Origin of the sequence: Mucisphaera sp. (assembly GCF_965279675.1) — a bacterium.
In the GTDB taxonomy this organism is placed as follows: domain Bacteria; phylum Planctomycetota; class Phycisphaerae; order Phycisphaerales; family Phycisphaeraceae; genus Mucisphaera.
Window position 1 is genome coordinate 160,540 of record NZ_CBDIIJ010000002.1, and the last position, 25,408, is coordinate 185,947.

Here is a 25,408-nt window from a genome sequence, read left to right on the forward strand (position 1 = left end):
GTCGCAGAATTGGCTCGCCCCAACCCCAAAACGCAGGGGCGGACCGATCCGCCATCTGGCGGCAATCACCATACTCATCAGGTTGATCACTGCCGCTATGCTCACAAGCCCGCTCCCTCCAGGGAGCACGCCTGCATGCAACAGCCGATTAAACCTTGAACCGCTCCGCGATCTCTCGCAGGCCCTCAGCATTGCGTGACAACTCCGTCGCCGCACCTGCCGCCTGCTGTGCACCCGCCGCCGCTTCATCCGAAGAGGCACTCACATGACTGATACTTGTCGCGATCTGCTGACTCGCGGCCGCCTGCTCTTCCGCCGCTGCCGCAATGCTGGTCACGTCGGATGTCACCTGCTCGGTACCACCAACAATGCTCGTCAACGCCTGCCCGGCTCCCGTCGCCGATTCCACACTCTCCTCAAGCTGCGTACGGCTCTTGTCCATCAGCTTCACCGTCTCCGACGTACCTTCTTGGATCTGTCGGATCGAATCCGTCACTTCCTGTGTCGAAACAGTCGTACGCTCAGCCAGCTTCCGAACCTCATCCGCAACCACCGCGAATCCACGGCCGTGCTCACCGGCACGTGCCGCTTCGATCGCGGCATTCAGAGCCAGAAGATTGGTCTGATCCGCGATGTCATCAATCACCTCAATCACCGTGCCAATCTGCTCAGCCTGCTGTCCCAGCGCCGAGACCGCGGAGCCGGTCTGATCCATCGTCTCCGACAACGCACGGATCTGCTCGACGGTCTGACTCACAACAGCACCACCCTCCTCCGCCTGGCTGCCAGAACGCTTCGCCTGATCAGCCGAACGGTTCGCGTTCTCCGCCACCTCCGTCACCGAAGAAGACAACTCCTCCACCGCCGCAGAAACCTGCGTCACCTGAGACTTCTGCTCCTCCACCGTCCGCGACATCTCTTCACTCAGGCTCGCCACCTCCGTCGAGGCAGAAGCCACCTCCGTCGAGGAACTCTGAAGCCGCCCCACCATGTCACGCAGCGACACAACCATCTCATTCAAGGCCCCGGTCATCTCAGCAACCTCGTCCGTACCCTTCACCGCCAGCGGATCGCCGGTCAGATCACCCTTCGACACGGCCGAAACCCGCTTCGAGACACGAGCAATCGCACCCACCAGCGGGTTCACAATCAGTAGCGACAGAACAATACCCGCAGCCACACCAATACCGGTCGACGCCATCACAAGGGTCGAAGCCAGATAGAACGTGCTGTCACTCTCAGCCTTGTCGGCCTCCATCCCCTCACCACTACGCACCACGATCTCATCAAGCGCCGCAGCCGCCGAGTCGTAAGCCAGCCGGCCCTCGTTCGATGAGAGCTGACGCGCCCGCGTATTCGATGCCTGACGCGACAACGCCCGAACGCGCTCGTTAACCGAGACCCACGCCTCAAATTCCTCGCTCGCAGCATCCAGTGCCAGTTGGCCTTCTGCGGTAGCAATCGCACGCAGCCCCCGGTACCCCTCACGCACCGTCTCGATCAACGCCTCGATCGTGGCCGCGTAAGCATCCATCTCGGCATCGGTCCGTGCCAGGATCAGATTCTTCTCCGCTCGCTGCAAGGCAATCAGATCCTGCAACAGACGCGCTGCCGACAACGCCCGCTCCGAAGCAAGGCCAAGCTCGTCAACATCCGCGGCATCCCGCCCACTCAGCCGGCTTTCAAGCGCCGACTGCAAAGCCTCAACCTCTCCCTCGTTGTTCTGAGCCACCTGGCGAAGTGAAGCCTCCACGAGATCGAAAGCCTCTCGCCCCTTCTCACTCGACAACTCGAACGCCTGCTGGTTGGTGTTCTGCCGGCTGAACACACGCACCTGCTCCGACAGATCGGAGAACCGAGCGAACGAAGCACGGAAACGAGCCAGATCCTCCTTGCCCTGCTCCGTCGAGATCGCCTCCAACGCCGTGAGGTCCTCCTCCAGCTTCGAACGATTCTCCGCGATCGATGCCGCAAACTCGTCCATCGCCGCGTCCGTCTCCGCCAGAATCAGATTCTTCTCCGCCCGGTGAATCGCCAACAGGTGATACTGCGCCTGAGAAGCCAGCCGCACACGCTCCGCCGAGACATCCACGATGCTGTTGAGACGATCGTTCATCCCGTACATCTTCGAGAGCGCCAAACCACCAACCCCGATGGCCGTAAAAGCCAACAAGATCACGACGAACATAAGCTTGTTACGAACCGAGCCAGTGATGAGTCCGAGCATGACAGTCTCCTGTAGGCAGAAACTAAAGCGTCCAGATCATCCATGTCGTGCAGCACACTCCACCCCTTGATAGGGCACTTACCTAGCCCATAAAATCATGCCCAAGACTGCTGGTGAGCAGACCATCCGCCCTTACTTGGCAAGACCAAGTCACTCAGCGTTCAAACCATGACAAAACATCCAACAAGGGCATCGATAAACATGAACAAATTCGTCTGCATCATTAGCGTCATCCTCCTAACCGCCTGCACCACCACCCCCCAGCCACAACCCCCTACCTCCCTCAAAGACCGCGTCCTCCACCACTACAGCTACGACAACTGGCACCAGGTCACCGGCCTCGCCTTCGACTTCAACGTCGCCCTCCCCAACGGCCGCGAAGTCTCACGCGCCTGGGTCTGGCACGTCGACGAACAGATCGCCATCCTCAACCCCGCCGACCCCGACGCCATCACCATCGACCTCACCCAAGCCGAATTCGACGAAGACACCCGCCGCGCCCACGGCCGCTTCATCAACGACACCTACTGGCTGCTCTACCCCTTCTACCTCGAATGGGGCCAGCCCCAGATCACCGAGCAACCCGCCAATCTCGATGACCCCAACACCCCCAACCGCCTCATCGCCACCCACACCACAGGCGGCTACACGCCAGGCGACACCTACGAGCTCGACCTCAACCCCGAAGGCCAGATCACCGCCTGGACCTTCGTCAGAAACGACAACCGCCGACCCGCCACCTGGGAACACCACATCGACGCCGGCCCCATCCGCCTCGCCCTCGACCACCACGGCCCCAACAACTTCCGCCTCCACTTCACCAACGTCCGCATCCGCCTCCAAGGCGAACAGGACTGGCACTTCCTCCCCGACCCCGAATAGATCCCGCCAGCAACCCATCAGACCCGCTGACGGCGCCCAACTATCCGCTATCGATAATGATTTGTCATTAGCGTATACTCTCCGGGATCACCCGCACCCACACGGAAGCGATCCCATGGTCTCCAAACCAACACAAAAACTCCCCGTCACCGTCCTCTCCGGATTCCTCGGAGCAGGCAAAACCACCCTCCTCAACCACGTCCTCAACAACCGCGAAGGCCTACGCGTCGCCGTCATCGTCAACGACATGTCCGAGGTCAACATCGACGCCTCCCTCGTCCGCGATGGCGGGGCCTCCCTCTCACGCACCGAAGAAAAAATGGTCGAGATGACCAACGGCTGCATCTGCTGCACCCTCCGCGAAGACCTCATGGTCGAAGTCCGCAAACTCGCCGAGGAAAACCGCTTCGACCACCTGCTCATCGAATCCACCGGCATCGGCGAGCCCATGCCCGTCGCCGCCACCTTCTCTTTCCGAGACGAAGACGACCAGTCCCTCAGCGACGTTACGACCGTCGACACCATGGTCACCCTCGTCGACGCCAAGAACTTCCTCCACGACTTCGACAGCCACCAAAGCCTGAGCGACCGCAACATGGGCATGAGCGACAAGGACGAACGAACCATCGTCGACCTCCTCACCGATCAGATCGAGTTCGCCAACGTCATCGTCATCAACAAATGCGACCTCGTCGAACAACACGACATCGAACGCCTCGAAGGCATCCTCCACCACATGAACCCCGATGCCAAAATCATCCGCTCCGAACGCGGACGCATCGAAATCAACCAGATCATCGGCACCGGCCTCTACAACGAAGAAGCCGCCTCGATGATGCCCGGCTGGATCAAGGAACTCAACGGCGAACACACCCCCGAAACCGAAGAGTACGGCATCGCCAGCTTCGTCTACCGAAGAAGAAAACCCTTCCACCCCCAACGCCTGATGGACGCCATCCAGAACGGCATCACAGGCGCCGTCCGATCCAAAGGCTACCTCTGGGTCGCCACCCGCTCCCACCACTGCGGGGTCTGGTCCCAGGCCGGCTCCTCACTACAGATCAACACCGCCGGCTACTGGTTCGCCGCCATCGGCAAAGAAAACTGGCCCGAAGACCCCGAAACCCGCCAGTGGATCGAAGACAACTGGGACGACGAAACAGGCGACTGCCGACAGGAAATCGTCTTCATAGGCGTCCAGATGAACCGCCAACAGATCGAAGCCCAGCTCGACACCGCCCTCCTCACCGACGAGGAAATGGCCCAGGGCCCCGAACACTGGCGAACCTTCGAAGACCCCCTCCCAAGCTGGGACGCCCCAACACCCGAAGAGGTCCAGGCATCATGACAACCGCACCCATCGGAACGATCCCCAACAACCCCGATCTGCCAGCCGCAGCGCCACAGCTACCACGCTCTGCCAATCTGGATCGCCTCGGCATCGTCGCCTCAGCCGCCTGCGCAATCCACTGCCTCGCAGCACCCTTCCTCTTCATGCTCCTGCCCGCCGTCGGCTCCGTCTGGTCACACCCCTCGGTCCACTGGATCCTCGCCGCCCTCGTCCTGCCCCTGGCCCTCTTCGTCGTGCTCCGCGGCTACCGCCTCCACCGACGCCGATCAGCACCCATCGCCCTGGTGCTAGGAGTAACCCTCATCCTCGCCGGTCTAGCCTTGCCCTCACTCGCCGCCGGCAGCCCACCGCCCACCGGCGAACCCCTAGCAATGGCCGCCAACGGAGAAGAATCCGGCCTCGCCGCCTCCGCATGCACCGAAAGCTGCTGCCCCACGGTCACCCAGGACGCAGAAACCGGAACCATCGCCGTCGACGTCCCTCCTGCCAGCATCGTCACCCTCATCGGCAGCCTGTTCCTCGTCCTCGCCCACGCCATCAATCTGCACGGCTGCTACTGCTTCAACCGAACACCCGAAGCCCAAGCCACACAATGCGGCTGCCCAACCGGCTGCGGCAACGACTGAACAACCCAACACGCCGCATCCCCAACAAAACCCGCCGCCTGAGAAGGAATCCGGGATGACAACACATCGAAACACAGTCAGATATCTCATCGCCACAATCCTCGCCGTGAGCCTTCTCACCCTCACAGGCTGCAGCAGCGAGGACACCAGCGGCACCGCAACCACCATCAACATCTGCGTCACGGCCACAGACGCCGCCGAACTCGTGAAAGCCGTCGGCGGAAACCAGATCAGCCTCACCACCTTCGTCCGAGGCGGAGACGATCCCCACATCGTCAACGCAACACCCGCCATGATCACAGCGCTGGCCAACGCCGATCTCCTAGTCGTCGTCGGCCTCGCTCTCGAAGAAGCCTATCTGCCGTCCATGCTCGCGCAGGCCGGCAACGACAACGTCATGCCCGGCCAGCCCGGCCACCTAGATCTCTCTGTCAACATGCGCACCATCGTCGGCCCCGAAGGCCGAGGCGTCCCCGGCTCCTTCCACCCCGAAGACAACCCCCACTACCTCGCCGATCCCGTCGAAGGCGTCAAAGCCGCAAAAGCCATCGCCGAGAAACTCAGCGAAATCCGCCCCGACCTCGCCTCCGAATTCAACGCCAACGCCGAAGCCTTCGCCAACAGCATCATCGTCGCCATGGTCGGAGAACACGTTGCTGAACACACCGACCCCGCCAACTTCGAAGAACTCGCCATCGCCATCGAAACCAACGACTTCACCAACTTCCCACATCTCCAGGAAGACCCAAGCCTCCTCGCCGGATGGCTCGGTGCACTCCGGCCCTACACCGACATCCCCTTCGTCGGCGACCACGACCTCTGGCCCTACTTCGCCCGACGCTACGGCATCAGAGCCATCAACTACCTCGAACCCGAGCCCGGCGTCCCGCCAACCGCACCACATCTCCAGCAGGTCATCCTGGACATGCGCGAGGCCGACGCACGCATCATCCTGAGCATCGTCTACTTCGACCCCCAGCACGCCGCCTTTGTAGCCAACGCCGTCGACGGCATCGCCGCACCCATGGCACACCAGCCAGGCGGTCGCCCCGGCGTCGAGACCTACCTCGATTTCGTCAACTACAACGCTCAACAACTCCTCACAGCCATCCAGACAAAAGTCGGCGACCCGCCAGTGCAGCAGTAGCGCCACGTAGCCATCACTCTTCCTCAAGCCCTGACGATCATTCCCAATATGACCACTGCCGATACCCAGACCCCAGCCAAACCCGAGGTCGTCGCTCCGGAGCCGCTGATTACGCCCGTCGTCGAACTCTTCTCGGTCGACCTCGGCTACGGCAGCATCCCCGTCCTCTCCGACGTCTCCATGTGCATCGAAGAAGGCCAGTTCTGGTGCTTCCTCGGGCCCAACGGCGAAGGCAAAACCACCCTCATCAAAGGCATCCTCGGAGCCCTCCGTCCCAAACGCGGAAAAATCCTCCGCGACAAGGAAGTCTTCGACAAAGGACGCGTCAGCTACGTCCCCCAACGACTCGAACTCAACCCCGTCCTCCCAACCTCCGTCCGCGAGTTCATCCTCTCAGGACTCGCAGGCGTGCCCACCCACGCCGGTCAACGACAGAAACGACTCAACCGCGTCCTCGAAGTCGTCGGGCTCGGAGCCTCCAGAAACCGCAATTACTGGACACTCTCAGGCGGACAGAAACAGCGCGCTCTGCTCGCACGAGCCCTTATCCGCGATCCCCAGGTCCTCATCGTCGACGAACCCACCGCAGGCCTCGACCTCGCCGCGGCCGCTGCCGTCCTCGACGTCCTCGCAGACATGCGGACAACCTATGGCGTCACCATCGTCTTTGTCACACACGACCTCCACATCGTCACCGAACACGCCACACACGCAGCCCTCTTCAGGAAAGGCGAAGTCCAAAGCGGCACCCTCAGCGAGGTCCTGAACACCGAAGCCCTCAGCCAAACCTTCGGCGTCCCCGTACCCGTTGAGACAGACAGCAACGGCAAACGCAGGATTCAGGTTCACCATTCATGATCGACTTCCTCGAATCCTGGCCCCTCTTCTTCCGACCCTACACCCTCACGCTCCTCGCAAGCGCCGTGCTGGCCGTCATCGGCGTCGTCGCCACCGCCCGACGACAGCTCTTCATGGCCGCAGCCGTCGCGCAAACGTCTCTCATGGGCTACGCCATCATGGCCTTTGTCTTCGGCGCCCACATCGATGGCACCCTCGAAGCCAGCCTCCGCGACACCGTCGTGATCCTCGCAGCCGTTCTCGCCGCCATGATCACCATGCTCGGCAGCCGCGACAGCCAGTCCGCACAAGGCGGCAGCCTCGACGGCGACGAACGCACCGCATGGGTCTACGTCACCGCAGGATCACTCGGCGTTCTCTTCCTCGCCCATGCCCCCGCTGGCATGGAGCAGGTCCGCCGCCTCCAGGTTTCCTCCGTCATCGGCGCCACCTGGATCGACCTCGCCACCTTCGCGCTGCTCTTCCTCGGTATCGCCCTGCTGATGATCTGGCTGATGCGCCCCCTCATCCTCCTCCTGTCAGACCCGGTCATGGCCGCCGCCATCGGCATGAAGGTCACCCGCTGGAACGTCATCCTCGCTATCCTCGCCGGCCTCTCGGTCGGGCTCGCCGTCCGCTCAACCGGCGTCCTCTTCGCCTTCGGCGCTCTCGCCATCCCCGTCATGATCGCCAAGCAGATCGCCGGCGAAGTCCGAAGCCTGTTCCTCCTCGCCCCCCTGCTCGCGATCATGCTCAGCTTCACGGGCCTCTGGCTCGGTCACCTCTGGGACTTCCCACCCGGCCAGGCCGCCGTCAGCGTCATGTGCCTCGCCCTTCTCATCACCCACCTCGCCCGACTGGCCTGGAACCGCATCGGCATCCCCTGACCAGGACGGCGTCAACCGCCGCGGGTTGCGGGAACGATCACGATTCGATTGGGTCGTGAACGGCCCCAGTGGCTTTTCTGTAACTACACAGCAACCCGAGCAGTAACAGCATCGAGACCGGCTCGGGGATCGGATTCAGATCCGCTCCGAAGTTGGTTGCGAGGAGGGAGAGGTCGATCAGGTCGATGGCGTCGTCGAAGGTGGCGTTGCCGAAGGTGTACAGGCCCGACCCGCCGAAGTTGGTGGCGAGGATCGACAGGTCGATCAGGTCGACCCGGCGGTCGAGGTTGAAGTCGCCGGGCAGGGTGCCGTAGAGCTCCGTGAGCCAGTGCTGGGCGTCCAGCACATCGACCACCAGATCGGCGTTGACATTCGTAATCAACAGCGGGTTGGTGCTGCCGATGGCGTTCTCGATGGTCCGCAGGTCGCCGGCGTTGAGCACGCCGTTGCCGTCCATATCCCCGCCAAGGATCAGCTGCCAGGCCGCCTGCCCGAAGTGCGCGTGCGCCCTTGCCGTCGGATGGACGCCATCGAAGAACACATAGCTGTTCGGATCACCGACCGGGTTCGACAAGTAAGCATCGGTGGTATTCGTGAACCCGAAGCGGCCGGGATCATCCACCCAGGTGTTGCCGATCTCGAACACATCCAGCGGATAAATCGTCGCGGGGCTGCCGGTGTTGAAGCCGTCCAGGAGGTCAGTCAGTTGGGTGTTGTAGCTCTCGACAAAGGTATCGATGAGCTGCGTGCCGCCGCCGAAGTCGGGCGTCTGTCCCAGGGCCGGGAGGTTCGGGACCACGATGTGCCGAGCCCCGGCGTTGATGAGACGGTTGAGGCTTGTCGTCGTGTTGGCCAGCATCTCGTCGACTCTGGCTGCCCCCTGGCTGCCCAGCGAGCCGGAGATATTGAAGAGATCATTGGCCCCGGCCCAGAGCGTCACCAGATCGTCCGGCTGGATGGCTGGCGCGTCGTCCAGGAACTCGATGATCTGCCGTCCGGCGTTCGGGAAGTCGAGCCTGAAGAAGAGGACGGAGACAGAGAAGAAGTCGTCGGCTGTCGTGGTTCCGCCGTGGGCGTAGTTATTCCCCCCAGCGCGGCTGTGGGTGGTGGCGGGGATACCCGTCCGGTTGGCGAGGGCTTCTACCCAAACGGGTCCATTGGAGAAGCGGCCGTTGAAGTAGCTGCCGCCTGGCTGGATGCCGAGGGTGGCGCTGGAGATGTTGCCGACGTCGGAAAGCGAGTCGCCGAAGGAAATCACGCGGTTGAAGGTGATGGCGTGGGCTTCGGAGGCCAGGAGGCAGGTTGCTAAAATCAGTATTGACAGTGTTTTGTGGTGGCGCATGGGGTGTCCGGTGCGGGTCTGGGGCTTGCGGAAGCATGGATCATGGTTGGGCGAAAGTCTTAGGATTTCGGCGGATTTTCGCTGATTTTGGTTCAAAGTGGCTCGAAACGGGCTGTTTTCTGGCGGGTTATTTCGTGTGTGAACGGGTCCTGTGTTTCGCCATATCCTGTTTTAAGTTCATCATTCATATTGTTTTGCACGTCTGATCAGGTGTCTGGTCTCGCTCTGGTTGCCTCTCGGTGTTGCGAGCGGCTTGTTGCTAGTGTGGCGCTGGTCTTAGATGTGGGTTGTGGCTCTTTTACTACCGTTGGCAGATCATTTGAGGGTACGGGCATGATGGATTCGGCGGCCTTGGATGCGGTGCTTGATGAGCCTTACGCGTTGACGGCGGAGCAGATCGAGCGGTTCGAGCGATTCGGGTACGCGAAGCTCTCGGGGGTGCTGCCTGCGGAGACGCTGGCTCGGTATCGCGAGCCGATTCGCGAGACAACGATGGCGAACGATCCGAAGGCGGATATTCCGTTGGAGGAGAAGGACACGTATGGCAAGGCGTTTATTCAGGTCTGCAATCTGTGGCGGATGAATGAGGCGGTGAAGCGGTTTGTGATGAGCCGGCGGCTGGGGCGGATTGCGGCCGAGTTGCTGGGGGTTTCGGGGGTGCGGCTGTATCACGATCAGGCGCTTTTCAAGGAGGCGACGGGCGGGATCACGCCCTGGCATGTGGATCAGTTTTACTGGCCGCTGGCAACGGACCGGACGGTGACGGCGTGGATTCCGTTGGTGGAGGTGCCGATTGAGATGGGCCCGCTTAGTTTTGCGGCGGGGAGTCACAAGCTGGGGCTGGGTCGTGATCTGGGGATTTCGGATGACAGCGAGCGAGAGCTAAGAGAGTCGATCGAGGCGGCGGCTTGCCCGCTAGAGGCTTCGGCTTATGCGCTCGGGGATGTGTCGTTTCATCTGGGTTGGACGGCGCATCGTGCGGGACCGAATCAGGGGGATCGGGCGCGTGAGGTGATGACGGTGATTTATATGGATGAGGCGATGAGGCTTAAGTCGCCTGAGCATGATTTTCAGAAGGCGGATCGGGAGGCGTTCTGTCCCGGGGTTGGTGTGGGTGAGGTGGTGGCGAGTGAGATGAATCCGGTGGTTTACTCGAGGGGGTAGTGTTGTCCGGGAGACCGCGGTCGCATCGCGACCGGGCTCAGAGCTGGCGTGGTTGCTGGGGGTAGGGCACGGCTTATTTTCGTGCGTTCCTCCCGCGGTAGATAAACACCGAAACCGTGGCAGCCGGAGTTGTTGGATCTGTGGGCACGCGGCCCGCCTTCGGCGGATCTACGACGTGCCCACAGCCACCCGTGGGTTTTGGTGCACGAACACACCTTGCCCTTCAGGACAAGGTGTGGCACCCGGCGTTTGTTTTTGGGGGTGTCAGAACTTGTAGAGGTTTGGGAGGTTGAGGATTCGGGAGAGTTGGTCGAGGGCGTCTTTGGAGGTGCGGATGAGTTGGGGGTCGGCGAGGTCGTTGGGGGTGAGTTGGTCGGAGTAGTGGTGGTTGATCCAGTGGGTGAGTTGTTCGTGGAGGGTGGGTGTGAGGTAGAGGGAATGGGGGATGGCGTTTTGTTGTTCGGGGGTGAGGGTGATGCGGAGTCGGAGGCAGGCGGGTCCGCCGCCGTTGCTCATGGATTGGTGGAGGTCGAAGAAGAGGACCTCGTCGAAGGTGCCGTTTTGCTGCCAGGTGTTGAGGAGGTTGGCGACGGCGGGTGTTTGTCGGCAGTGGTCGGGGCAGACGATGAGGCGTTTGCCATCGGGGGTGCGGAGGAGTTGGCTGTTGAAGAGGTAGGCATCGACGGCTTGTTTGAGTGAGACCTGGTCTTCGCGGATGATGATGATGGTAAGGGTGTCGTTGGTGAGGTTCTGGTAGGCGGTGGCGATCTGGTCGGTGGCGTCTTGCTGGTTGAGGAAGGCTTTTTCATGGAGGAGGAGGAGGTTGGTGTCGCCTACGGCGATGACGTCGTTGTGGAAGACGCCGGCGTCGATGGCTTCGGGATGCTGCTGGATGAAGAGGGCGTGGTCGGGGTTGAGCTGGTGGAGGCGGGCGATGGCCTGCGAGCTGGCGAGGTGTTGTCGGGCGGAGAAGCGTTTGGGTTCGATCTGGTTTGGGAGGGTCCCGCGTGGGGCCTGGCTGCCGTAGACGAAGAGTTCGAGGGCGGGCTGATCGTGGGTGGGGCTGAGGCGGGTGTGGTTGGCGGCGCCTTCGTCGGGGAGGGAAGCGGGGAGCGGGTCGTGGATGGCGAAGTGGCTGTCGTCGGTGAAGATCTGTTTGAGCAGGTGGGTGGTGAAAGGTGCTTCGATGGAGCGGTGGAGGGCGGAGGTGAGGTTGGCGGGGGTGAGGTGGAGGCGGTTGTCGGCGGTGTCGGGTGAGGGGCTGATGGTGGCTGCGTTGGCTGTCCACATGGGGGAGGCGCTAGAGGCTGCGGCGAGGAGGTCGGGGGCGTGGCGGTGGGCGGTGGCGAGGATGTTGGCGTCGTCGCCTGTGAACCCGAGTCGTCGGAGGAGGCTGAGGTTCGGGCGTGGGTGGGGTGGGAGGATGGCCTGGGGGATGCCGAGGTCGGCGAGGGCCTTGGCTTTGGCGAGGCCCTGGAGTGCGGCGATTTTGGGGGAGGAGGTGAGGCCCTGGTGGGATTGGGAGGCGAGGTTGCCGGGTGCGAGGCCGGCGTAGTTGTGGGTAGGTCCGACGAGACCGTCGAACTGAACTTCGGTGGTTTGTTTGGTGGCGGCGATCATGCTGAGGCTTTGATTCCGGGCATGGGTTGGGTGACGGGCTGGAGGGGGGCGGCCTGCATGGAGGCGACGGGGAAGGCGCAGTAGGCGGCGGCGGCTGCGGCGGAGGGTCGATGGTTCCCGCTTCGGCCGATGCCGCCGAAGGGCATCTTGCCGGAGGCGCCGACGGTGGGTCCATTAAGGTTGATGACGCCGGCGCGGACGGTGTGGACGAAGGTGTTGAAGTCTTCGACATTGTCGGTGAGGAGTGAGGCGGCGAGGCCGTAGCGGGTCTGGTTGGCGAGCGTCATGGCGTGGTCGAGGTTGTCGGCGTCGAGGACGCGGAGGAGCGGGCCGAAGTGTTCTTCATCGGGGAGGTCGTCGATGTTGGCGGCATCGATGATGCCTGGGCGGAGGATGCCGGTGTGGTCGCCGGCTTGCTTGACGGGTTCGAGGATGGTGCCGTTCTGATTTTCGAGGGAGGCCTGGGCGTCGAGGATGGCCTGGCCGGCTTCGGGTGAGATGAGGGGGCCGGTGAAGGGTTGGGGGTCTTCGTCGAAGTGGCCGATTTTGATGGACTGGGTGATGGCGATGAGGCGGTTGAGGAATTGCTGGCGATCGACGGCGGGCGTGAGGATGAGTCGTCGGGCGCAGTTGCAGCGTTGGCCGGCGGTGGAAAAGGCGGAGACGGCGACGGTGTAGGCGGCGGCGTCGAGGTTGGCGACCTTGTCGACGACGATGGCGTTGTTACCGCCTAGTTCGAGGGCGACGATCTTGCCGGGTTCGTCGATGAGTTTGGCGGCGATGGCCCGGCCGGCGTTGTAGCTGCCGGTGAAGAGGACGCCATCGATCTGCGGGTGGGCGACGAGGGCTTCTCCTGTCTCGCGGGCGCCGACGATGGCGGAGAGGACGCCTGGGGGTAGTCCGGCATCGGCCCAGAGTTTGGCCATGAGGATGCCGGCGGAGGGCGTGCGCTCGCTGGGTTTGAAGACGATGGTGTTGCCGGCGAGGAGTGCGGGGACGATGTGTCCGTTGGGCAGGTGGACGGGGAAGTTAAAGGGGCCGATGACGGCGAGGACGCCATGGGACCGGTGTCGGGTGACGGCTTTGGCGTTGGGGAGGTCGAAGGTGGTTTCGGTGAGCTGGCGGTGGTGTTCGGCGATGGAGGTTTCGACCTTGGGGCCTATGAGGCCGACTTCGGCTGCGGCTTCCCAGCGGGGTTTGCCGGCTTCGGAGGCGACGGCTTCGGTGAGGGCCTCGGCGTGTTCGGCGGCGAGCTGTGCGAAGCGCTGGCAGATGACGATGCGGTTTTCGAGGGGTGTGGCGGACCAGGCGGGCTGGGCTTTGCGGGCGGTGCGGACGGCTTCGTCGACCTGTTCGGCGGAGGCGGCGTGGCCGAGCCATGTGGGCTCGAGGGTCCAGGGGTCGCGGGCGGTGATGGGCTTGCCTTGGCCGTTGACGAAGTCGCTGTTGATGAAGTGTTTGTGCTCGGCGCTCATGGCTTGGTTTCCGATGGCGTGGTGTAGAGGTGTGTGGCGCGGACGTGGTCGTCGGGGTTGAGTTGGAGGAGGTCAATGGCCTGCTGGGGGAGGTGGAGGGTGTTGTCGGTATGGGTAGCGGGGGTGAGGGTGGCTCGGAAGTCGTGTTGGGTGTTGGCGACCATCCACTGCGGTGCCTGGGGGTCGATGTTGGCGGGGGTGATCGGAAGACGGTGGCTGTCGCGGATGGTTTTGATGCTTTGGGTTTCGGCGGAGAGAACGGGACCGGCGTCGAAGATATCGATGAGGTCGGTGGCTTTGAAGCCTTGCTTGTGGAGCAGGTGCATGGCGGGGAGGGTGTCGGGGTGGACGCGACCGACGACGGCTCGGGCCTCGTCGGAGAGGAGGTTGAGGTAGATGGGGTGGCGGGGCATAAGTTCGGCGATGAACTGCTTGTCGTAGGCGGAGCGGAAGTCGGCGGTGGTGTAGTCGACGGCGAAGAAGTGGTGTCCGACGGCGTCCCAGAAGGGGCTGCGGCCGAGGGCGTCGACGACGCCTCGGAGTTCCGCGATGGTGCGGGGCTGGAAGTCGTCGGGGTGTTCGGCGATGTATAGGAAACGGGCAAGCGAGAGGAAGCGACCGCGGCCGGCGCGGCGGGCGTTGGGGCTGAGGAAAAGCGTGCCGATCTCGGAGGGGCCGTTCTTCTCGGCGATGAGGTGGAGGACGTTGAGCTTCTGGCTGATGCCCAGGCCCTGGGACTGGTGGGTGATGGTTTCGAGGTGGAAGGCGTACCAGGGTTCGTCGGTGCCGACCTGGGGGGTGATGCTGGCGGTGCCGAGGAGGCGGCGGGTGGTGGTGTCTTCGAGGACGAAGAGGCGGGTGGTGTTATTGAGTGAGTGGGTGATGCGTTCGGCGAGGAGGTGTTCGGCGGCGGGCAGGGTGGTGAGTCCGTGGCCGGCCTGCTGCGCGAGTTCGAGGAGGCCGGGGAGGTCTTTGTTCTGGACGAGGCGGAGGATGAGGCTCATGGCTAAGTTTTAGAATGAGTGTTCGGGCTGAGGCTGATCGTTTTCGGCGAGAGCGTAGATGTCGTCGATGACTCTTGGGACGATGTATTTGTTAATGGTCCAGCTGTAGACGATGAAGGAGACGGGGATGGCAACGACGTAGCCGGCGATTGCGCCGGCGGTGCCGGGATCGATTTGGAGACCTAGTACGACCACGGCTGCCCCTGCTATCCCGCCGGCGAGTGCGCCGCAGAGGGCTCCGAGGAGGGTGGCGACGATGAAGAAGATGAACCAGGCTTTGAGGGTTGGGACTTTGTAGTCGGCTTCGTTCATGGGTGGTGGCTTTCGGGAGAGGATGTCTTCGGGGTTTTCTCTGAGGGTAGTTGGTGGCGGATGACGCGGAGTTTTTCCTTGAGTCGGTCGAGGTCGTGTTCGAGGGCGACGAGTTCGTCGGCGGCTCCGGCGTGTTCTTTTCGGGCTTCGGCTTCGGCCTGGGCTTCGTGCATGGAGTTGATGATGACGCCTATGAAAAGGTTGAGCATGATCATCGTGCCGACGAGGACGAAGCTGAGGAAGTAGAGGCCGCCGACGATGGGTTGTGCCTGCGGGTTTTCTGCGGTGGCGAAGGGGTTATCGATGGCGTAGACGTCGGAGCCGAACATCTGGATGTACATGATGTCGGTCCAGTCTTCGAGGGTGACGATGCGGAAGAGGGAGAGGAGGGCGAGTTGGAGGTTTCCGAAGTGGACGGGGTCGTTGTCGCGGAAGAGGAAGACGCCGAGGACGGCGTAGATGTAGAAGAGGATGGAGAGGAGCATGCCGACGTAGCCCATGGATGGGATGCTCTTGAGCAGCGCCTCGACGAGGAGCTGGAGCTTGGGCATGGCGGAGATGAGTCGGAGGGCTCGGAGGACGCGGGCGAGTCGGAGGACGGCGGCGGCGTGGCCGTCGAGGGGTAGGAGGCAGACGACGACGATGGTGAAGTCGAAGCAGTTCCAAGGGTCGCGGAAGTAGCGGTGCCAGTGGCAGCCGTGGGAGGCCATCTTAAGGATAGCTTCGAGGGTGAAGAGCCAGACGATGGTCCAGTCGAGGGCGTAGATGATGCGGCCATACTGGTCCATGACGGCGGGGTAGGTTTCGAGTCCGACGATGACGGCGGCGGCGAAGATGAGGAAGAGGATGACGCGGCTGAAGGCGGCGGATTCGACCAGTGCTTTGATGCGTTCAACGAGCATTGGCAGAAGAATACCCGGGTGGGTGATCTGGTGAGTGAAGGGCTGTGACGGGGGATGGATTTAACCGGATTAGGTGGACTTGATCGGTTTTAGGAGGGTTTCTGAGGGGGTCGCATTCGTCAGGGGGTGTGGCTATCTTGTGGGAGGTTCTGTTTTCAGGTGAAGGGATCGCGGTCATGTTGAAGGTGTTTCTTGGTGTCTTTCTTTCGATCATTGCGGGCATGTATGCGGTTTACTACCTCGCGGGTCTGAATGTGGATCCGAATGAGCAGGGCCAGGCTTTTCGTGATGCAGTGCAGGTGGGGATGGACTGGGCGGATGTGGTGGATTTGCGCGAGCCGAAGAAGTGCGTGCGTATGAATTATGACACGCCGGGGCTGATGCCGGCTCGGCTAGAGACGCGGTATGACGCGGATCATGTGAAGGGGCTGGTTTCAAGCGGGAAGGCGATGGACGGCGGGTTCTTCTTCCCGTATGTGTTCTCGGGGGACATGGCATTCAGCGTTCACTTCGATGGGAACGGGAAGGTGGTCGCTGTGGAGGATGACAAGACCACTGCGGATCTGTTTAGCGGGAACCTGTTCTCGCCCTGATGCGTTTGGGTTCGGTTCAGGCGGGGGTCAGCCACCAGGGCTGGTTGTCTTCTTCGGTTTCGATCCAGTCCGGATCGCTTAAGGCGGCATCTGTCTGCTGCTGAGGCTGGGTGGGTGGCGGGCTGGTGATGGTTGCTGTCTGGAGGAGGCCGGGTTGTGTGGCGGCGGGTGAGTTGATGATGGTGAGGTTGAAGGCGGCGGTGGCGTCGTCGCCGTTGGCGTCGATGGCGATGACGTCGAAGGTGAAGGTGCCGGGTTCGGTGGGTGTACCGGTGATGAGGCCCTGGTTGTCCATGTTCAGGCCGGGGGGCAGGGCTGTGATGGAGGCCCAGAGGCTGAGATCGGCGGTGGCGTCGGCCTGGAGCTGGTGTGTGTAGGGGATGCCGAGGGCGGCGGTTGGTGGTGGGTCTGTGAGGATGGTGAGTGTGGACTGGGGGTCGGTGAGGGTGATGCTGTCGATCCAGAGTTGATCGCCTGCCGAGACATTGGTGTTGGAGCCTTCGATGATGAAGACGAGGAATTCGTAACCCTGATTGAAGTCGACGGTGAAGTCGAAGCTGGTGGTTGGCATGGTGCCATCGACGAGGTCGCTGGCTTCGAAGAGGAGGAAGGTTTCGGGGTCCTGCACGCCGTAGGTGGGTACCGGCGGGTCGGCGCTCCAGGTCTTCATGCCGAAGTCCTGGGCATTGGTGCCGTAGATGGCTATACGGAGTTGGTTGTCGGGTCCGACCTGCTGGATGGAGCCGGCCTGGATGGTGAGCTGTCTGGTGCCGTGGGTGATGAATTGATCGCGGACGACCTGGCTCGTGGTGCGGCTGATGTCGGGGAAGTTTTCGTACCCGACATCCTTGACTGCCCTGCCATTTTCGAGGTTGAAGCCGTAGTCGATCCATCCGAAACCTTCGTCGACGATGCTGCCGCTTCGCCAGCCGTTGTAGGTGTAGATCGCCTGGGGATTGTTGAAGTCGCCGTTGAGGATGGGGTCGTAGGACTGAGTGGGCAGGGCGACGATGGTTTCGGTGGTGGAGGTGGCGACGCCGGCGGAATCGATGATGGTGAGGGTGACGTCGTGCGTCCCTAACTCGGAGAAGTTGTGGCGGATCACGCGTCCGTGGTCATCGATGGTTCCGTCGCTGTCGAAATCCCAAAGGTAGCTGACGACACCCGTGGATTGGGGTGCGCGAGGATCGGGACTGAAGGCGTCGGAGGCGTTGAACTCGTAGCCGTGGGAGGTGAGTTGGGTGCTGTTGAAAGCAGCGATGACGTTTTGTCTGTTTTCAGGGCTGTTCGATTCGAAGTGGACGTTATCGATGAGGTAGTAGCCGGGGTTTTCGTTCTGTGAGCTGCTGAAGCCGCCGAAGAGTTGGATGGGTATTTCGACGTTGCGTATCAGGCTGTTGGTGAGGCTGAAGGCGGAAGCTCGTGCGGGTGTGGTGTCGTCGGCTGAGCTGACGCCTTCGCCGATGGCGCGGATGCCGATTTCGAAGCCTTCGATGTGGATGCTGTCGTAGGTGAGGTTCTTCGCTGCGTTGTTGGCGGCGATGCCACGTCCGCGGCCCTCGCCGTTGATCCCCCATCGGAAATCGACGGGGTCTTCGGTGTTGCCGAGGATGAGGCCGTTGCTGAAGTCGGTCTGGCTGGTGTACTGGGTGAAGATGCCTTCGCCATAGATGGACCAGAAGTTGAAGCCGTCGATGGTGGTTCGGAGTCTGTGCGCTGGTGTGCCGAGTCCGAAGGTAAAACCCAGTTCGCCGTCCTGGTTGCGCATGTGTCCCCATGTGACGAGTCCGAAGTCGGCGTTGATGACGGTTGAGTTGAAGATGCCGCGAGCGGGGACGTTGAAGGCATCGACTTCGTCGCGGCCTTGGGTGATGTTGGGGTCGTCGAGGACGGATGCGGGGATTTTGACGTTGCGCATGCCGTCGACGTTGCTGAAGAGCATGATGCCTGTGCTGGCGGCGCTGGCGGCGATGTTGCCATCGAGTCGGATCTGGCCGGCACCCTGGATCCAGAATCCTTCGCCGTTGAAGCCGAAGTCGAAGAGGGGAACGCGGTCTGAGCCGTCGAAGTCCTGGAGAGGGTTGTCGTCGCCTGTGGTTTTGATGGTGATGTTGTTGGTCCACCAGCCGACTTCGTTGCCGTCTTCGGAGGCGATGGCGGTGCCGACGACGTCGAAGACGACGTTGTCTTCGAGTCCGGCGTGGGTGCCGTGCTGGACGATGCCCCAGCCGGGGCTGCCCCAGACTGCGTTGCCGGTGATGAAGGCTCTTGTGGCGGAGGGGGCGGGGTTGTCGATGCCGCCCAGCAGGTGGAGGTGGAGGGCGTAGCGGCCTCGTGGGTTGGTGGCGTTGCCGATGGTGCCGTTGACGTTCTCGACGGGGTCGTCGATGAGGCGGTTTTTGTCGGTTCTGCCGAGGTCGTAGAAGGCTGCGTTGCGGATGGTGACTTCGGCGGCGTGCATGAACATGGTGTGCCCGCGTTCCTGGGTGGGCACGTTGTCGGCGTTGAGGGTCTGGATGGTGATGTTGCGTGTGAGGTTGGCTGCGTAGACGCGGAGGTTGTGGTCGTCGAAGCCCTGAGGTGGTGTGTGGTCCCAGAGGAGTTGGCTGGAGCCGTCGGCGGATGGGTTGGTGCGGTTGATGAAGGTGACGATGGCGAGTCGCTGGCCGGTTCTCTCGATGCTGGTGATCTCGAGGATTTCGTCGTGGAAGCGTGTGTTGTCTTGGTCGTTGCCGTTGGGGTCGTGCTGGGTGCCGTTGAGGACAATTCGGTCTCCGGGTCGCCAGCCCTGGGCGTCGCCTCGGATCACGAGCTGGTCGTCGCCGGCCCGGGGTGCGATGTGGAGGGGCAGGTGGTCGGCTTTATCGGCACCGACGATGGATGTGAAGCCGTGGGTCAGGACGCCGCGGCCGAGTCTTGTTGGGTCTGTGATGGGTCCTGCGGAGGCGTCGATGAGGATCTCGGCGGTGACATCGGGACGGATGGGGTTGGTGTCTGATCCGATGACAAGGCTTGATCCGGGCATGGCGACGAGGGTGTCTAGGACGAGGCGTGTGTTGATATTGGTTTGGAAGGTGAGTGCCGCACCGGTGTCGATGCGGATGCCCTGGTAGCTGGTGTTGGCGAAGGCGTTGTACTGGACCTGGATGTTGGCGGGGATGTGTATGAGGTCGCCTGCTTGCGGGAGGCTGCCGCCCCAGGTTTGCGTATCGGTCCAGTTGCCGGAGTGCTGCGCGGTGATGTCGGCATTCTGGGTGGGAAGCAGCGCACCGAGTTCTGCGTGCATGCCCATGTGGTGGTCGCCTGGTGTCATGGCGGCGAGAGTGGCGGGCTGCTCGTTGGAAGTGATGGGTGAGGAGGTGAAGGCTGCTTCGGTGGGTGAAGCGGACAGGAGTTGCCGTGCTTCGAGTGCTTCGAGGCGGGGATGGGGCTGGGAGACGGCGCTAAGACGACGTGTGCCGATCTTCGTGGCCATGGTTGGCGATTCTCCGCCTTGTATCGATGTGATGGATGAGGCGTCTGTCCCGAAGCGTGCCTTGGTGAACTCCAGGTCGCTGCTTCAGGCGCAGTTGCATTCTCGTCCTACTTCGATGGGGTCTAACTCCGTCCCTTGAGGGTGAGGATAGCCGGAAAGAGGTCCCGGGCAAGCTAAATTAGGGTACAGAGGCGGTTTGGTGTGTGTAACCACAGTTGATGAAGGGGGTTCTGTGTGGCGAGCAAGTTTAGTTTTCGAAAAGTAGTAGCCAGCCGGGCGGGGTGCGTTTAGGCTGTGATGATTCGGTTTTATATGGGCTGACCCTTCGAATCAGATCAATGGATGGAGATGAGACGTGACGACCCGAGGACTCTGCTGCGCTTTCTGCTCGATGATGCTTGCCGGCCCGGTGATGGGGCAGGTTTACGTGGGTCCTACGTCGGGGACTTGGAGTAACGCGACCCTCTGGGATACCGGCCTGGTTCCTGATGCAAGCGATGATGTTCTGATCGATGCCAGGGCTCAGATCTCGACGGTGTCGCTGGATGTGAATGCGACGGTTCGGAGCCTGCAGATTGCCATTGGTGACACCTTGGAGTTCAACAACGGCATCGACATGGTGGTGGGGTCCGCATCGTCGCTGGACAACAACGGTTCGATTCAGTTGTCGCCTTTTTCGCTGACTTCGGTCCTTGAGGTGCAGGGCTTTGGGATTCAGGGGACGGGGGAGATCTTTCTTTCGAATGGGTTTGCTCGGCTGGTGGGTCAGGGCGTGATGCTGCATGGCACGGCGCACACGATTCGAGGGGGCGGACGCTTACTGAACAATACGGCGGGGATGAACAACCTTGGGACGATCATCGCGGATCAGAATGCTGCGATGGTGATTGACCCGAGTGTGGACGGGTTTGTGCAGTCGGACACGGCAACGCTTGAGGCGACGGGTCTGGGTGGGCTGACGTTCAATACGGGTGTCTATACGCTGGGTCAGAGCACGGTACGGGTGGCTTCGGGTTCGAATCTGACGTTCGGACAGGTTGGCGTTGAAGTAATTGGCGGTCGGTTTCTGACTGAGGGTTCGGGTGAGCTGCGGACGGAGACGCAGTCTGTTCTGGACGGGGTGCGGTTCGAGGCGGGTTCGTTGGTGGACCACCGCAACGCGGACACGGTGACTGTGCGGAATGGTCTGGTCAACGATGGCACCTGGGATTTTGATGCGTTCAGTCTGAATACCGTGCTGTTGTTTGAGGGGAGTCAGTCGCTATCCGGGACGGGTGAGGTGCTGCTGGGGTCTGCGACGTTTGCGAAGATTCAGTCTGATGGGAGCGTGTTGACGCATGAGAGTGGGCACACGATCCGGGGGGGCGGGCGTCTGCTGGATAACACGGGCGGCATCATTAACCACGGGAGCATTCTTGCGGACAGTGCTCAGGTTCTGTTGATCGATCCTGATGGCAACGGCTTTGTGAATCAGCCGGGTGCGACGATCGAGGCGACGGGGGCGGGCGGGCTGCGGCTGGGTGACGGCACCTATGACCTGAACGGGACGACGGTGAGTGTTGGAAACGGATCGAGGCTGCAGCTATCGGCGGGTGTTGAACTGGTGGATGGGGTGGTCTCGAGCACGGGGACTGGCTTCATTGAGGTGGATAACAACACTGTATTTGATGGCATGACCGTGGCTGCGGGGACGGTGGTGACGCAGCCCAACGGGGATGACGTGGATGTGAAGAACGGGCTTGTGAATGACGGGGCCTGGACGCTGGCTGCCTTCAGCCTGCCGACGGAGCTGAGGTTCATGGGTGCGCAGACGGTTTCGGGGGCGGGGGAGATCGTTTTGCAGAGTCCGACGTTTGCGCAGGTCCTGACCGACGGCACGGTTTTGACGCAGGCGGCGGGGCATACGATTCGGGGTGCAGGACGGCTGCTGAACAACACCGGAGGGATGGTGAATCTCGGGACGATCGACGCAGACGGGACGGCTACCTTGACCATCGATCCGGATGGCTTGGGGTTTGTGAATCAGGGGGTGCTTCGGGCTACGGGAAGTGGTGGACTGGTTCTTGAGGCGGGTGATCACACGCTAACCGGTACGACGCTGGACGTTGCGGATGGTTCCAAGGTGGAGGTGCGCAATAGCGCGCGCGTGGTTGATTTGGAATTGGTGGCTGCGGGCAGTGGTCAGATGACCGTTCAGAACCTAAGTGAGTTGGTGCGGCCGGAGATCGTCTCGGGGACCGTGATTCAGCCCAACAACGTCGATGTGGTGGTGGTTGATGGTCTTGTGAATGATGGTGTGTGGCGTCTGGACGGGTTTTCGCTTGATACGGATCTGATTTTGTCGGGGACGGCCTCGATCACGGGTACGGGGGAGATTGTCTTCTCGAGTTCGAGTTTCAATGAGATTCGTTCCTTGGCGAACGTGGTGGTGACTCATGGGGCGGGTCATACGATTCGAGGCGCGGGTAGCTTGCTGAGCAATACGGCGGGCATGTCGAATGTGGGGACGATCCTTGCTCAGGCGAGTACGGCGTTGATCGTAGATCCGTCGGACCTGGGTTTTGACAACTTTGGCGTGCTGAGGGCGGAAGGCATTGGTGGGCTTCGGTTTCTAGCTGGTGATTTCAGGCTGAATGGAACGACGATCGATGTGTTGGACGGTTCGCGGCTGGTGCTTGCCAATGGCGCTCGGGTGGTGAATGGCCAATTGTCGACGGCTGGGAGTGGTGTCGTGATTGGGGAAACCGGGAGTGTGCTGGAGGCGGTGACGCTAACGGCAGGCACTGCTTTTCAGCAGGCGAACAACACGACGGTCACGGTGGTTGACGGGTTGGTGAATGATGGGGTGTGGCATGTTGGGGGTTTCAGCATCAACACGAATGTGAGTTTTGAGGGTGCGATTACGACGCTGGGTGGTACGGGTGAGATGGTGCTCACGAACGTGTCGCTGAATCGTCTGCTTGCGACGGGTCAGGTGCTTACGCACGGAGCGGATCACACGATCCGAGGGGCGGGGAATCTGCTGGCGAACGGCGGAGGGATGGTGAATCAGGGGACGATTCTGGCGCAGGGTACTGCTGCGTTATTGATCGATCCGAATGAGCTCGGGTTTTCAAACTTGGGGACGCTTCGGGCTGAGGGGGGTGGCGGGCTGGATTTTGGGGAAGGTGTGTTCACGCTGAATGGCACATCGGTTGAGGTTGCTGCGGGTTCGCGGCTGGATTTGTTGACGGGTGCGGTGGTTGAGGATGGTGTGCTGGAGACGGATGGTTCGGGTTTGGTGAACTTCTTTAGTGGGAGTCGGCTGAGTGGGATGACGCTTGCCGAGGACAGTCAGGCTGGGTTCGGTAATGGTGTATCGCTGTTTGTGGATGGTGGTTTGACGAATGACGGGGCGTTGGCTGTGGGCGGGTTCAGTGTGCCGACGCGGGTGGTGTTTGATGGGGGTGCGCAGACGCTTGGCGGGACGGGTGAGTTTGTGATGACCAATGTGAGCGTCAACCAGTTGCTGTCGAATGACGGCGTGTTGACGCATGGCGTGGATCACACGATTCGTGGGGCGGGTAATCTGCTGGTGAATGCGGGTGGGATGATCAATGAGGGGACAATTCTGGCGCAGGGGACGGTGGCGTTGACGATCGATCCGGATGGGAATGGGTTTTCCAATCTGGGGGTGTTGCGGGCGGAAGGATCGGGGGGTTTGACGCTGGGGGATGGACGTTTTGAATTGAATGGGACGACGGTTGAGGTGGCGGACGGGTCGCGGCTGTCGCTACTGAATGGCTCGGTGGTGGCGGATGGGGTGATCGAGACGGATGGCTCGGGGACCATTGTGTTTGGGAGTGGGTCGACGCTTGAGTCGATGTCGTTGGCTGCGTCGACTCAGGGTGGTTTGGCGAATGGGGTCACGGTGACGGTTGTGGATCGTCTCGACAATGACGGTACGGTTAATGTGAATGGCTTCAGTGTGACGACGCGGGTGCAGTTCACGGGAGCGACGACTGAGCTTGTGGGCACGGGTGAGTTTGTGCTGAACAATGTGACGGTCAACAGCATCATCGCTAGTGGTGCGGTGCTTGTGCAGGGTGCGAATCATACGATTCGGGGCGCGGGAAATCTGCTCGGGAATGTGGGCGGCATGACGAACTTCGGGACAATCGTGGCTGAAGGGTCGCAAGCCCTCGTGCTTGATCCTGATGGTCTGAGTTTCTCGAACTTCGGGACGGTGGATGCGAAGGGGACGGGTGGGCTGAGGCTTGGGGATGGCCTGTTTGATCTGAATGGCACTTCCATCCGTGTGTTCGATGGGTCGGTGCTGCGTACTTCTACGGGGACGACGATCACTGATGGTCGTCTGATTAACTTTGGTTCGAGCCAGATTGATTTTGGGTCGGGCACCGTTCTGGATGGGGTTGAACTGGGTGACGGTTCCTTTGCTCAGATGACCAATGCTGAGGTCGTGACCGTTCGGAATGGCTTAGAGAATAAGGGGGAGTTGTTCGTTAATGCGTTCAGCGTGGTGACGCCTCTGGTTTTCGATGGCACGCAGGCCATCACAGGCAATGGGGAGATCAGGAGTTCGAATAACGGCTTGAATCGTCTGCGTGTGACAGCGGGCTCGGTGATCACGAATGGGGTGGGGCATACGCTTCGGATGACGGGCAATCTGCTGGAGAACCAGGGTGGTCTGATCAATGAGGGGACGATTCTGGTGGGTGGGAGTACGGGGCTGACGATTGATCCCGATGCGAACGGTTTGGTGAACACGGTGACGAGTCGTGTGGGGGGTATCGGGACGTTGACATTGACGGATGGCTTGCTGGATACAGCGGGTGTGATTGATCCGGGCTACAGCGACGATGCGCGTGGGACGCTTCGGGTGGTGGGTGATGTGGCGATGGCTTCGACGTCGGTGTTGGAGTTGGCGCTTGGCGAGGAGGGGGTTTCCAACCAGACTGACCTGCTGGATGTGGATGGGACGCTGGCTGTGGATGGTGTTCTGGATCTGACGTTTGTGGGCGGGTTTGCTGGGACGGTGAGTGATCCTCATCGGATTGTGACGGCGGATCTGATCACGGGAGGGTTTACGGATGTGGTTTCGAGTGGCAACTCGATCGCGGGGTTTGTGACGGTGATCCAGACGGCGACGACGATTGATGTGGCGCTGGATGCGTTGGTTGGCGATGCGAATCTCGATGGCACGGTGGATCTGATCGACCTGTCGATTCTGGCGAGCAACTTTGGTGAGGCGGGGCCGTTTACGTTCACGGATGCGGACTTCAACTTTGACCAGTCGGTTGATCTGATTGATCTGTCGCTGTTGGCGGGCAACTTTGGTGCGACGGCGGCGGTGCCTGAGCCTGCGATGGCGGGTGTGATGGCGTTGGCGGGTCTTGGGATGGTTCGGCGGCGGTCGGCTTGAGGTGCCCGGACTGGCACGGCGGCTCGCGGGGGGTGTTGTTCTTGTGGTGAGATTGTTGGTGACAGCCTCGGTCGCGTCGCGACCGGGCTCGTGGGGTGTGTGAATTCTTGGTTCTGTGGCCCAACCGTATGTGTCCTGAGGC

Annotated in this window: 17 protein-coding genes; 9 read left to right on the forward strand and 8 right to left on the reverse strand. The window is 61.6% G+C overall.

Features of this window, described 5'->3' with window-relative positions; all coding sequences use genetic code 11:
• Window positions 1-148: 148 nt before the first annotated feature.
• Window positions 149-2,227 (reverse strand): HAMP domain-containing methyl-accepting chemotaxis protein, encoded by a 2,079-nt coding sequence (locus tag ACQZAB_RS00605; RefSeq protein ID WP_428386243.1) that lies wholly within the window; start codon window positions 2,225-2,227, stop codon window positions 149-151.
• Window positions 2,228-2,428: 201 nt separating this feature from the next.
• Between ACQZAB_RS00605 and ACQZAB_RS00610 the strand changes: the two genes are divergently transcribed.
• From ACQZAB_RS00610 to ACQZAB_RS00635, 6 genes are all read left to right on the forward strand, one after another.
• Window positions 2,429-3,109, forward strand: coding sequence for a hypothetical protein (locus tag ACQZAB_RS00610; RefSeq protein WP_428386244.1), 681 nt, complete (start codon window positions 2,429-2,431; stop codon window positions 3,107-3,109).
• Between the two features lie 115 nt (window positions 3,110-3,224).
• Window positions 3,225-4,457 carry a zinc metallochaperone GTPase ZigA gene (gene zigA, locus ACQZAB_RS00615; RefSeq protein WP_428386245.1) on the forward strand — a complete coding sequence of 411 codons (1,233 nt, stop codon included), beginning with the start codon at window positions 3,225-3,227 and terminating at the stop codon, window positions 4,455-4,457.
• Window positions 4,454-5,086, forward strand: a complete 633-nt coding sequence (locus ACQZAB_RS00620; protein WP_428386246.1) for a MerC domain-containing protein — start codon at window positions 4,454-4,456, stop codon at window positions 5,084-5,086. The genes zigA and ACQZAB_RS00620 overlap by 4 nt, the downstream gene beginning before the upstream one ends.
• A gap of 55 nt (window positions 5,087-5,141) precedes the next feature.
• Window positions 5,142-6,233, forward strand: coding sequence for a metal ABC transporter substrate-binding protein (locus ACQZAB_RS00625; RefSeq protein ID WP_428386247.1), 1,092 nt, complete (start codon window positions 5,142-5,144; stop codon window positions 6,231-6,233).
• Window positions 6,234-6,281: 48 nt separating this feature from the next.
• Window positions 6,282-7,091 (forward strand): metal ABC transporter ATP-binding protein, encoded by an 810-nt coding sequence (locus ACQZAB_RS00630; protein WP_428386248.1) that lies wholly within the window; start codon window positions 6,282-6,284, stop codon window positions 7,089-7,091.
• Complete coding sequence (locus tag ACQZAB_RS00635) at window positions 7,088-7,957, forward strand: metal ABC transporter permease (RefSeq protein ID WP_428386249.1); 870 nt, start codon at window positions 7,088-7,090, stop codon at window positions 7,955-7,957. The genes ACQZAB_RS00630 and ACQZAB_RS00635 overlap by 4 nt, the downstream gene beginning before the upstream one ends.
• 37 nt (window positions 7,958-7,994) lie before the next feature.
• Here the strand turns inward: ACQZAB_RS00635 and ACQZAB_RS00640 are convergent, their stop codons facing one another.
• Window positions 7,995-9,299 carry an SGNH/GDSL hydrolase family protein gene (locus ACQZAB_RS00640; RefSeq protein WP_428386250.1) on the reverse strand — a complete coding sequence of 435 codons (1,305 nt, stop codon included), beginning with the start codon at window positions 9,297-9,299 and terminating at the stop codon, window positions 7,995-7,997.
• Window positions 9,300-9,632: 333 nt separating this feature from the next.
• On the opposite strand from ACQZAB_RS00640, the gene ACQZAB_RS00645 reads away from it, so the two are divergent.
• Window positions 9,633-10,463 (forward strand): phytanoyl-CoA dioxygenase family protein, encoded by an 831-nt coding sequence (locus ACQZAB_RS00645; RefSeq protein WP_428386251.1) that lies wholly within the window; start codon window positions 9,633-9,635, stop codon window positions 10,461-10,463.
• Window positions 10,464-10,727: 264 nt separating this feature from the next.
• Here the strand turns inward: ACQZAB_RS00645 and astB are convergent, their stop codons facing one another.
• Genes astB through ACQZAB_RS00670 form a run of 5 tightly spaced genes read right to left on the reverse strand, consistent with a single transcriptional unit; the run spans window position 10,728 to window position 15,776 of the window.
• Complete coding sequence (astB, locus tag ACQZAB_RS00650) at window positions 10,728-12,083, reverse strand: N-succinylarginine dihydrolase (protein ID WP_428386252.1); 1,356 nt, start codon at window positions 12,081-12,083, stop codon at window positions 10,728-10,730.
• Entirely contained in the window at window positions 12,080-13,558 is a 1,479-nt protein-coding gene (gene astD, locus ACQZAB_RS00655; protein WP_428386253.1) for a succinylglutamate-semialdehyde dehydrogenase, read from the reverse strand. Before astD ends, astB begins: the two co-directional genes overlap by 4 nt.
• The gene (locus ACQZAB_RS00660) at window positions 13,555-14,562 is read right to left on the reverse strand and encodes an arginine N-succinyltransferase (protein ID WP_428386254.1); all 1,008 of its coding nucleotides are present in this window, start codon (window positions 14,560-14,562) and stop codon (window positions 13,555-13,557) included. Before ACQZAB_RS00660 ends, astD begins: the two co-directional genes overlap by 4 nt.
• Before the next feature lie 9 nt (window positions 14,563-14,571).
• Window positions 14,572-14,874, reverse strand: coding sequence for a hypothetical protein (locus ACQZAB_RS00665; protein ID WP_428386255.1), 303 nt, complete (start codon window positions 14,872-14,874; stop codon window positions 14,572-14,574).
• Window positions 14,871-15,776, reverse strand: a complete 906-nt coding sequence (locus tag ACQZAB_RS00670; RefSeq protein ID WP_428386256.1) for an ion transporter — start codon at window positions 15,774-15,776, stop codon at window positions 14,871-14,873. Before ACQZAB_RS00670 ends, ACQZAB_RS00665 begins: the two co-directional genes overlap by 4 nt.
• 176 nt (window positions 15,777-15,952) lie before the next feature.
• Here ACQZAB_RS00670 and ACQZAB_RS00675 point away from each other — a divergent pair, with 176 nt between their 5' ends.
• Window positions 15,953-16,369, forward strand: coding sequence for a hypothetical protein (locus tag ACQZAB_RS00675; protein WP_428386257.1), 417 nt, complete (start codon window positions 15,953-15,955; stop codon window positions 16,367-16,369).
• 16 nt (window positions 16,370-16,385) lie between these two features.
• Here the strand turns inward: ACQZAB_RS00675 and ACQZAB_RS00680 are convergent, their stop codons facing one another.
• Window positions 16,386-19,844 (reverse strand): putative Ig domain-containing protein, encoded by a 3,459-nt coding sequence (locus ACQZAB_RS00680; protein WP_428386258.1) that lies wholly within the window; start codon window positions 19,842-19,844, stop codon window positions 16,386-16,388.
• A 355-nt stretch (window positions 19,845-20,199) separates the two neighbouring features.
• Here ACQZAB_RS00680 and ACQZAB_RS00685 point away from each other — a divergent pair, with 355 nt between their 5' ends.
• Complete coding sequence (locus ACQZAB_RS00685) at window positions 20,200-25,266, forward strand: beta strand repeat-containing protein (protein WP_428386259.1); 5,067 nt, start codon at window positions 20,200-20,202, stop codon at window positions 25,264-25,266.
• Window positions 25,267-25,408: the final 142 nt, after the last annotated feature.